Source organism: Lacinutrix sp. MEBiC02595, assembly GCF_053601555.1.
In genome coordinates, this window is record NZ_JBSHNU010000067.1 from 1 (window position 1) to 4935 (window position 4935).

General features: G+C 29.8%; 6 protein-coding genes. All 6 read left to right on the forward strand.

Going from position 1 to position 4935, the window contains the following annotated elements; genetic code table 11:
* Positions 1-149: 149 nt before the first annotated feature.
* The 6 genes from ACVCZW_RS00270 (at position 150) to ACVCZW_RS00295 (ending at position 4666) form a co-directional block, all read left to right on the forward strand.
* Entirely contained in the window at positions 150-986 is an 837-nt protein-coding gene (locus ACVCZW_RS00270) for a DUF4886 domain-containing protein (RefSeq protein ID WP_452231322.1), read from the forward strand.
* Between the two features lie 144 nt (positions 987-1130).
* Positions 1131-1880 (forward strand): hypothetical protein, encoded by a 750-nt coding sequence (locus ACVCZW_RS00275; RefSeq protein WP_055437547.1) that lies wholly within the window; start codon positions 1131-1133, stop codon positions 1878-1880.
* Positions 1881-2027: 147 nt separating this feature from the next.
* A complete protein-coding gene (locus ACVCZW_RS00280; protein WP_452231323.1) occupies positions 2028-2636 on the forward strand; it encodes a hypothetical protein in 609 nt (202 codons plus the stop codon).
* 144 nt (positions 2637-2780) lie between these two features.
* Entirely contained in the window at positions 2781-3368 is a 588-nt protein-coding gene (locus ACVCZW_RS00285) for a hypothetical protein (protein WP_452227749.1), read from the forward strand.
* Positions 3369-3618: 250 nt separating this feature from the next.
* The gene (locus tag ACVCZW_RS00290; protein WP_452231324.1) at positions 3619-4110 is read left to right on the forward strand and encodes a hypothetical protein; all 492 of its coding nucleotides are present in this window, start codon (positions 3619-3621) and stop codon (positions 4108-4110) included.
* Positions 4111-4126: 16 nt separating this feature from the next.
* Positions 4127-4666, forward strand: a complete 540-nt coding sequence (locus tag ACVCZW_RS00295; RefSeq protein ID WP_452231325.1) for a hypothetical protein — start codon at positions 4127-4129, stop codon at positions 4664-4666.
* Positions 4667-4935: the final 269 nt, after the last annotated feature.

A 4935-nucleotide genomic window follows, 5' to 3' on the forward strand; every position in this document is an offset into this window, starting at 1 on the left:
AAAAGACCTATAGATAACAACGTATATAATTAATGGCTAGTTTTAGCTTGCTTACGAAAATCTTTGCAGATTTTCTATTCCGTTTTTATTTACTAAATTAGGTGCTGAAACACGCCACTAATCATATACAAACACGTTACCTGTAATTTATGAGGAACATCCTGTTAATCATTTTAGCTTTTGTAACTATTGGTTGTAAACCTCCAAAAAGGCAGTCTGTTCAACAGTTGAATGTTTTGTTTATTGGAAATAGTTTGACTTACTTTCACGAAATGCCTCAGACTCTTCAAAAGATGCTTAATGAAACTCATTCCAGAATTAAAGTTGAGCAAAGTACTTTTCCTGGAATGTCTTTGTCTGCACATTTAGATAATATAATTGAATCCAGAACTGAAAATGGAATAAGTACTAGGAAAAAACTGGATGGAGAAATTACGGAAACTGAAAAAAAGATAGCCGAAAAAAAATGGGATGTTGTCATTCTTCAAGAAGGAACTGTTCGTCTATTAATTCCAGAGGTTAGAGAGTATAATGTAGAAACAGCTATTTCTGCCATAAAAAAATTAATTCCAAACCCTAACTGTAAATTTATTTTATTCAAGACCTGGCCTTCTAAAAAGGAATATCCAAAAGAATATTGTTATTCCGCAAGATCAATAAACCAATCGATGGAAAAAGACAAATACTGTTCGCCAATTATAGAAAATTTGGAACAAGAAATGAAGTTGATTAATAAGTCTTATAATTTAGTTGCAAAGAATAATAAAATATCAAAATCTGAAAATGGAAATAAATACTATGAAGTTCTTACAAATTATCCTGAAATTGAACTTTATGAAGATAACAGTCATCCAAATAAATATGGATCGTTTTTAAACGCTTGTATTTTTTACCAAATGCTTACTGGAATCAAAGCAACTGAATTAAAATATAATGGTGAAATTGAAATAAATACTGCAGAATTATTAAAACAGGTTGCGGAATAAAAACTACAGGTAACACCGTATATAATTTATTGCTAGTTCTAGCCTGCTTACGAAAACCCTCGCGGATTTTCTATTCGGTTTTTATTTGCTAAATTAGGTGCTGAAACACGCAACAAATCATATACAAACACGTTAGCAATAATTATGAACAAACTAATTGCACTAATTTTAATTTTGTCATCATTCTCGTGTAATGCGCAAGAAAAGTGCATTGACAATGAAAATATTGGTTTAGGTGGAGATTTTAATTCAATAGATTACACTTTTAGATGTCCAACTTATAATTTTTCATTTACTGGTGATAAATCTAAAGAATGGAATATTCTGAATAACCCAATTGACATTAATCAAATAGCTGACAAAGTATTACCTATTAAAACTCGATTAGAGAATAAAATAAAAGAGTACGCTGGAGAAAAGTTGTTTTCTAAATTAGAATTTTATTCTGTCCAAATTAGCTATCCCGACAGTATTCAAAAGTTTAAAACAAGAGGACCATCTGTTGATATGGAAAAGTGCAATGCTAAATATTTTTTTGACTATTACTTTATACCAACAGATTCGATAAAATATTGTGTTGGAATAGCATTAGATGAAAACGAAAATATTGTGTCTGAATTCAATTTTCCATCAAAATCTGACTATAAAATTATTGATGATAATTTAGATTTATGTGAAGTAATAGAAATAGCAAAAGAAACGAACAATGAAATTGAGCCGATTGACAAAGTATCTTTTGAATTTGACCCAAAAAACAAAGTGTTTTACTGGTCAATAACTCAAAAAATCATCGATATGAAAGAAGGAGAAAATGAATATAATGCAATAGCGATTGATGCTGCTGATAAGACTAAAGTTATATCTTTTAAGCGAAAGACATTTATACAGTACTAAATAACTATTGCTAACACCGTATATAATTTATTGCTAGTTCTAGCCTGCTTACGAAAACCCTCGCGGATTTTCTATTCGGTTTTTATTTGCTAAATTTAGTGCTTAAACACGCAACAAACCATATACAAACACGTTGGCAAACATTAGATGAAACTCAAATTAGACATATCGAACATAGATTTTGTGGATAGCAATATTGTAGATTTTTACGATAGCAAAACCATATTCTTTGAACCGACAAATGAATTACCTGAAACTGTATCTTTTCGAATTTGGGGAGCAGATATTGAACGCGATTTTAAATGGGAAGAACATCTAAATATTTCTGATTTTCCGAATATTGAAAACATTTTGAATAATAAGGAAGGTCGTTTCACTATAAAAGGATTTGCTACATTGACTTTTGAAAACGTAATTGGCGGAGAAATCTCTATTTCGCCTTATGACAAAGGAAATGTTGTAAAACTAAAGAACGGAGAAACGCAAACTTTTCGCAGAGAATGGAATTTAGACAAGGTTGACAATAGTTGCTTTAAATATTGGTTTGATACCTCAATCTACTTTCCATACGGAGCTTGTGACTTAAAAATATACTCTAAAGGAAAAGTTTGGTTTGAATTTAATCCAAAGGATTGTGTAAATTATTTGGATTACATAACTGACAAAAATCGGAATGAAACTTTTTGGGGATATTTGAGTGATAAAGAATTAGGTACGAATTCAATTAAATATGAAAATATTGCCCCTGAAAAATAACGATTTGCCAACACCGTATATAATTTATTGCTGGCTTCTCGCCTACTTACGAAAGTCCTCGCGGACTTTCTTGGACGGTAATTATTTACTAAATTAGTTGCTTGAAACACGCAACAAACCATATACAACAACGTTGCCATTAATTTGAAAAAAACGAACTACAAATCAATATTAAAAGCATTTATTCCAATCGGAATTATACTTTTTTTAATTCTATTATCTGAATTAAGAACAGAAGGTTCTTTTGGAGGATTAGTTGACTTTTTTAAATATTTGTTCTTTATAGTTTTCGGAATTATAGTATTTATTTACACTTCTGTAAAACAAGGAAAAAAGATTAAAAACAAAATTGAAATTAAAGAAGCGAAAATTATTTTGACTTTACTCTTAATTTCGACTTTTATAGCAATCAGTTCTTTTTGGTTTCCGAAAGATTTTTTTGACAAAGAATCCGAATTTATCGCAAATGATATTTTTGGAAATGAATTAAGATTATTCGAAAATGGAAAATATATGTTGCGGACAAGAGATTACGAATGGACTACTATTGACAGAGGAATTTACAAAATTAATGACAATGTTATTTTTTTAGGCGAGGAAGTAAAGGAAAAAATCTGGGGAAAAAGAGCCAAAAAGTATCTGATTAAAAACAAAAATCTGATTCCAATTTACTCAAACGGAATTGAAACGGATTCAACTGAATTTTTGACAATAAAACTGAATAAAAACTAATGGCAACAACGTGTATAATTAATGGCTTGTTCTCGCCTACTTACGAAAATCCTCGCGGATTTTCTATTCAGTTTTTATTTACTAAATTAGGTGCTTAAACACGCCACTAATCATACACAAACACGTTACCCAACATTTGAGAAAAACAATCGTCATAACATTTATATTTCTGACTTTAATATTAGTTGGATGCGGAACTACAAATAAAGTATTCCAAAACGAACGGATTTTTACTTATGAAAATCTGAATTTGAATTACGCACTCGAACTTGAAAAAAAACTAAAATCGGAAGATATTTCTCGAAAACACAAAGTCGGAATTGGAGAAAATATTTATCCGAATAAGGACAATTATGAACTCGAAATTTCACGAGATTTTAAACGAATAATAAAACCGAATTTCTCACTCGAAGTTGGTTACTATTTCACAAAGGACAGTACAATCCGAGTTATTACTTACGAATGGAATGATTTAAAACAAAAAAGTTTCAAAACCAAAAAACAAAATCTTAAAACGAAAAAAGTGTTTGAGAAAAAGTTTGCGGAATTGATTAAAATGCTAACTGAAAAATACGGAGAACCAACCTTTTCGGAAATACAGTCTAAAAACACAAAAGATGACGGAACTTATCGAGACGGAATAAAATGGCTGAATAAAAACGGAACGAATGCATATTTATTTACTTTTGGAAACCCGAAAGGTTCGTATAATCAAATAAGATTATCTATTTATCCGAATTAAAAACGTTGAGTAACAGATGCAATTAAAAGTTAAAAACATTTCTATTATATTTTTTCTGATTAATGCTATTCTTCTAATAATCAATATTAAATATAAGGACGAAATTGTAAGTGTAATTCATGATTTAGATCATGCAAAACTCTTTTTTTATCTTGGAATTTTATGTTTTGTCACCTACTTAATAATATCAAAATTAAAAAAAGCTTTTACCATTTTATTATCTATGGCAATCATCTCTTTTTGCTTCTCAATGTTTTTCAACTTACGTTTAGCAAAAGACAATTATGACAGAATCCAATGTGAAAAAGGAATATCTGAATATTTTAAATATTTTGAATACGAATCTTGTGAAAAAATAAAAAATCGATTTGAGGAAGACTTGATAAATGGAGAACTCAAATATTTCCAGGACGAATATGATTCCGATTTGGAATTTGAAGAAAGACTAAAAGATAAAAATGCTATCGAGCTTATCGGAATAAGTTGTACTAGGTTTACTTCAATGGATTGTTATAACGACTTGGTGAAAGACTATATAAGTAAAAAAGATAATTGAATAAAAACGTTGGGTAACATCGTGTATAATTCATTGCTTGGTTCTTGTTTTTTCGGAATAATCCTGCGGATGATTCCTATGGTTCGTTTCTTTTTGTTAAATTTAGTTGCTGAAACACGCAACGAAATCATACACAAACACGTTATGTTTAATAATCCCAGACTTCTGGAACTTCCCTTGTTCATTGCAATTAGCCCATTGTAAATTACAGAGTTTGCAATAAACTTGAATTGGAATACTGGATTTTGAGGAATAATTGTACCAACCCA

Coding starts and splice junctions, on each gene's coding strand:
- ACVCZW_RS00270 (WP_452231322.1), top strand. CDS start 150: ATGAGGAACATCCTGTTAATCATTTTAGCTTTTGTAACTATTGGTTGT.
- ACVCZW_RS00295 (WP_452231325.1), top strand. CDS start 4,127: ATGCAATTAAAAGTTAAAAACATTTCTATTATATTTTTTCTGATTAAT.
- ACVCZW_RS00280 (WP_452231323.1), top strand. CDS start 2,028: ATGAAACTCAAATTAGACATATCGAACATAGATTTTGTGGATAGCAAT.
- ACVCZW_RS00275 (WP_055437547.1), top strand. CDS start 1,131: ATGAACAAACTAATTGCACTAATTTTAATTTTGTCATCATTCTCGTGT.